Genomic DNA, 4935 nt, shown 5'->3' with positions numbered 1-4935 from the left:
GCCCATCGCGCCGCCGACGATGCCGTTATAGAGCATCACCATCGGCACTTCGGCGATGAAGCGCTTGTGCAGTTCGTCGAAGATCTTCTGGCGCTCGGCCTTGTCGTTCACGACCATGGACTTGTCGAGCAGGGCCTGCACCTCGGGATTGTCCCAGAGCTTGCGCGGCTGTTTGTCCTTCGGGCCGGTCATCGACTCGTAGCTCAGCGCAGGATCCATGCGGCCCGAATAGGGGAAGGCCTGCATCTGGTAGTTGCCCTTGCTGTAGCGGTCGAGCTGCGTCGCCCATTCCAGCACCTCGATCTCGACATTGAAGCCGACCGCTTGCAGCATCTGCTGGGCGACGACGGCGGCGTCGAAGCTCTCGGGATAGCGCTTGTTGGCGAGCATCACGATCTTCTCGCCCTTGTAGCCGGCTTCCGCGAGGAGCTTCTTGGCAGCGGCGGGGTCGTATTTCCAGCCCTGCTTCTGGACCGGGCCGTAATAGGCGGAGAGCGCCGGCACGATCGCGTTGTTGGGCGAGCCGATGCCGTCGGTGACGGCGCCGACCAGCTCCTTGGAGTCGATCGCGGCGGCGATCGCCTGGCGCAGCTTGACGTTCTGCAGCAGCGGGTCGCGCGTCTGGATGATCAGGCCGACAAGGCCCATGCTGGTGACGACGGAAGTCTTCACCTTGTCGTTCTTCTTGAGCTCCGCGATGTCGGTATTGGCGATATCCGGGACGACATCGATATCGCCCTTCAGCAGGGCGGCCTTGGCGGTCGCGTTGTCGGGGATGACGAGGAAGCGAACCTCATCGACCAGCGGCTTCTTGGCGCCGGTCAGGCCGTCGATCTTGCCGGGCAGCGAGGCATAGTCGGCGAAGCGCTCCAGCTTGATGTACTCGCCGCGCTTCCATTCCGCGAACTTGAACGGGCCGGTGCCGATCGGCTTGTCGAAGGAGCCGTCGGCCTTGACCGAGTCCTTGTGGAGGATGCCGGTCATCGCGCAATCGGTGCGGGCGAGGGCGGAGAGGAAGAGCGCGCTCGGCTTGTCCAGCTCGAAGACGACGGTCCTGTCGTTCGGCGCCGAGACCTTCTCGACCTTGACCTGGCCGCGGCCGTCGAATTCCGACAGGCAGCGCCAGTCGGTCTTCGGGTCCATGTAGCGGTTCCAGCTCCACAGCACGTCGGCCGCGGTCAGAGCTGCGCTGTTATGGAACTTCACGCCCTGACGCAGGGTGAAGGTGTAGCTCTTGTCGTCCGGGGAGATATCGATCTTCTCGGCCAGCAGCGGCTTCGGCAGGGCGTCCTCGCCATAGGCGACGAGGCCCTCGACCATCTGCACGATGACGCCGTCCGTGTTGGCGTCGCGGTTGACGCCGGGGTTGATCGAACGGATGTCGGCGCGGAGCTGGATCTTGAGCGTGCTCGCCTCGACGGCCTGGACGAGGCCGCCGCACAGGAGCGCGGCGGCAAGGGCGGTGGTGGTGTTTCGACGCATCATGTTCCCCTGTTGCTTTTTTCGGTTGTGACGCGGGGCCGGGACCGGATTATTCGGCCGCTTCGGCGAGCAGAACGGGGTCCTCGGTCAGGCTGTAGCGGGTGAAGACGCGGTTCTCGGCCGGCAGCGGCGCGACCTCCATGATCCCCTTCGCCGGCTGCATGATCACCATGGCGACGGTCGCCGAGAGGTTGCCCTGCTCGTTCGGCCGGGCCGGGCGGCAGACCGAATAGGGGGAGAGGAAATCGTCGAAGAGGGCCTGCTTGAGATCGTCGACGGTCAGCTTGCGGCCGGCCTCGTCGAGCAGCTTCTTGACGCGCCAGTCGCGGTAGAAGCTCTCCGGCACGCGCGGGATGCTGGTGTTCTTGACCTTGGTCAGCGCGACCTGCCCGACCCAGTGGTTGGCGTGCACGATCATGCCGTCTTCCGGGTAGATCGGGAACGCCTCGTCCGGCGCGCATTCGAAATCGATGCCAAAACCCTTCACGGTCGAGAGCATCATGTTGTTCGAGCAGGCCTTCGGCGTCGCCGCCACCGCCTTGATCGCGAAGGCGAGGTGTTCCTGCTCCAGGACCTTGCGGCGGATCAGGGCGAGCGGCACGCCGGTCTGGGTGAAATCGCGCTCGCATTCGAGATAGTTGGCGGTGATCGAGACGCCGGCCGCGTTCATGCCGCAGCGGGCAAGGCCGCCGGCTTCGACGAAGGTCAGGAAATCCGGGCCGTCATTGCGGCGCACGCGCAGCACGATCGCGGTCTCCGCGCATTCGGCCCGCCAGTCCCAGTTCTGGCCGTGGATCACCTCGCCGTTGGCGCTGCGCTCCGGCAGGATGATCGCGCCGGTGCAACCGTCGTCGAGCTCCTCGGTGGCCTCGACCGGCTTGTTCTTGATCATCCGCGCCTTGGCGATGACCTCGGTGCGGGCATTGACCATGATGATGTCTTCCAGCGCGACGCCGGCGCCATCGGCGATGCCGCGCATTTCCTCGATGTAATGCGCGCCGAACGCCTCGATCTCGCTGGCGAACTCGCCGATCAGGGCGGATTTGGCCTTGGCGTCGTAGCCGAGATCGCCAAGCTGGCCGCCGTAGAGCTCGATCGAGCGCTTCACCCGGCTCGGCACGGCCGCGCCGTGCTGGCGGCCCCTCTCATACGGCGTGCCCGAGACATCGACGAAAGGGCAGGGCTGGACCATGACGCGCATCTTTCCGGTATGCTGGCGGGAGATCGTGCTGTATTGTATTTCATCATCAACTAAAACAATCAAGGGTCTTCCGATGACGGCGCCGACCCGGCTGCAACAGGACATCGCCGACCGCATCCTGCAGCTCGTGCGCGACGACGCGCTCACGGCCGGTGCCTGGCTCAACGAGAACGCCACCGCGCGTCGGCTCGGCGTGTCGCGCACGCCGGTCAGGGCGGCGCTCGATCATCTCGCCGAACAGGGCGTGGTGCGGCGGCATCTCAACAAGGGGATCGAGCTCGTCCAGGTTCCGGCCGCGACCGATAGTGCCCGCACGCCGGAGACGATCGAGCTCGCCATGGTCAAGCTCGCGCGTGAGCGCGAGAACGGCCTGCTGCCGGACGAGGTCTCGGAACTGGAGGTGATGCGGCGCTATGAGCTCGGCCGGCCCGAGGCGCAGAAGCTGCTCGCCCGCCTTGCCGATCTCGACATGGTCGAGCGTAAGCCGGGCTATGGCTGGCGCTTCCTGCATGAGCCGCGAGACAAGCGCCTGCGCGACGAGAGCTACCGCTTCCGGCTGGTGATCGAGCCGATGTGCATGCTCGAACCCGGTTTCCGTCTGGAGCCGGTCTGGATTTCGGAGATGCGGATGCGGCATCTCGAATATCTGCAAAGCCCGTGGCGCGAGTCTTCGAGCATCGCCTTCTTCGAGATGAATGCCGCGTTCCATGAAGGCCTGGCGGCGGCCACGGGCAATCGCTACTTCCACTCCGCCGTGCGGCGGCAGAACCAGCTCAGGCGTCTCTCGAATTATGACTGGGGCCTGGGCTTCGCGCGCGTGCAGGTCAATTGCACGGAGCATCTGGCCATGCTCGACCATCTGGAAGCGGGCGAGAACGAGGTGGCTTCCGCACTGATGCGCAGCCATCTGTCGCGCGCCAGCAAGCTCAAGCTCGGCACGAAGCCGGCAGAAGAGGGCGACTGAACCCGCTCACTCGGTCACGGGATGGCAGCCTTGCCAGCGGGACGGTTGACCCGGCGGCGATTTGGGCCAGCAATGCCGATATCCCGAATCCGACAGGTCCAGTGCCATGACAGTTCATCAGCCTCCGCAAGCCATCGATGCCGCCAAGCTCGACAAGCTGGCCGAGGTCGCCATCCGCGTCGGGCTCAACCTCCAGCCGGGGCAGGACCTGTTCCTGACGGCGCCGGTCGCGGCGCTGCCGCTGGTGCGTCGCATCGCCGCGCACGCCTACAAGGCCGGCGCCGGCATCGTCACGCCGATGCTGGCCGACGAGGAGGTGACATTGGCGCGCTATCGCCATGCGCCGGATGCGAGCTTCGACAAGGCGCCGGCCTGGCTCTACAAGGGCGTCGCCGAGGCCTTTTCCGCCAATACCGCGCGACTCGCCATCGTCGGCGACAATCCGATGCTGCTGGCGAACGAGGACCCGGCCAAGGTCGGCCGCGCCAGCAAGGCCAATTCGCTGGCCTACCAGCCGGCGCTGGAGAAGATCGCCGGCTTCGACATCAACTGGAACATCCTGGCTTATCCGAGCGCGGCCTGGGCCAAGCAGGTCTTTCCTGATGATGCCGAGGAGGTGGCGATCGGTAAGCTGGCCGAGGCGATCTTCGCGGCGTCGCGCATCAACGAGGCCGATCCGGTGGCCGCCTGGGCGGCGCATAACGCCGCGCTGCGAGCCCGCCGCGACTGGCTGAACGGCCAGCGCTTCGCCGCGCTGCACTTCACCGGGCCGGGGACCGATCTGACGGTGGGTCTGGCCGACGGCCATGACTGGCAGGGCGGCGCCTCGCCGGCCAAGAACGGCGTCGTCTGCAACCCGAACATCCCGACCGAGGAGGTCTTCACCACGCCGCATGCGCGCCGGGTCGAGGGCCACGTCTCCAGCACCAAGCCGCTCTCCTATCAGGGCTCGTTGATCGACGAGATCCGGGTGCGCTTCGAGGGCGGGCGGATCGTCGAGGCCAAGGCCTCGCGTGGCGAGGCCGTGCTGAACAAGGTGCTCGACACCGACGAGGGCGCTCGTCGCCTCGGCGAAGTCGCGCTGGTGCCGAATTCCTCGCCGATCTCGAAGAGCGGCATCCTGTTCTACAACACGCTCTTCGACGAGAACGCGTCCTGCCATATCGCGCTCGGCCAGTGCTATTCGAAATGCTTCGTCGACGGCGCGAGCCTGACGCCCGAGCAGATCGCGGCGCAGGGCGGCAACAAGAGCCTGATCCATATCGACTGGATGATCGGCTCCGGCGAG

Annotated in this window: 4 protein-coding genes; 2 read left to right on the top strand and 2 right to left on the bottom strand. The window is 65.9% G+C overall.

All coding sequences use genetic code 11. The annotated features are described in order from the left end of the window. Both Q0Q02_RS23160 and Q0Q02_RS23155 read right to left on the bottom strand, forming a co-directional pair. Positions 1 to 1485 (bottom strand): ABC transporter substrate-binding protein (locus Q0Q02_RS23160; RefSeq protein ID WP_293813117.1); only part of this gene is annotated, 1485 nt, incomplete at its 3' end. A 46-nt stretch (positions 1486 to 1531) separates the two neighbouring features. Continuing rightward, entirely contained in the window at positions 1532 to 2674 is a 1143-nt protein-coding gene (locus tag Q0Q02_RS23155) for a C45 family peptidase (RefSeq protein ID WP_293813115.1), read from the bottom strand. Positions 2675 to 2756: 82 nt separating this feature from the next. Here Q0Q02_RS23155 and Q0Q02_RS23150 point away from each other — a divergent pair, with 82 nt between their 5' ends. Further along, entirely contained in the window at positions 2757 to 3647 is an 891-nt protein-coding gene (locus tag Q0Q02_RS23150) for a GntR family transcriptional regulator (RefSeq protein ID WP_293813113.1), read from the top strand. A gap of 106 nt (positions 3648 to 3753) precedes the next feature. Further along, on the top strand, positions 3754 to 4935 hold a 1182-nt coding region (locus Q0Q02_RS23145), incomplete at its 3' end, for an aminopeptidase (protein ID WP_293813111.1).

Source organism: uncultured Allobosea sp., assembly GCF_945956895.1.
GTDB lineage: Bacteria > Pseudomonadota > Alphaproteobacteria > Rhizobiales > Beijerinckiaceae > Allobosea.
Note: the sequence above shows the minus strand (reverse complement) of the source record. Positions and strands in the feature narration are given on the sequence as shown.

What these genes read in the sequence shown, in the direction of transcription:
- Q0Q02_RS23155 (WP_293813115.1), bottom strand. Translation starts at nt 2,674, where the DNA reads ATGGTCCAGCCCTGCCCTTTCGTCGATGTCTCGGGCACGCCGTATGAG.
- Q0Q02_RS23150 (WP_293813113.1), top strand. Translation starts at nt 2,757, where the DNA reads ATGACGGCGCCGACCCGGCTGCAACAGGACATCGCCGACCGCATCCTG.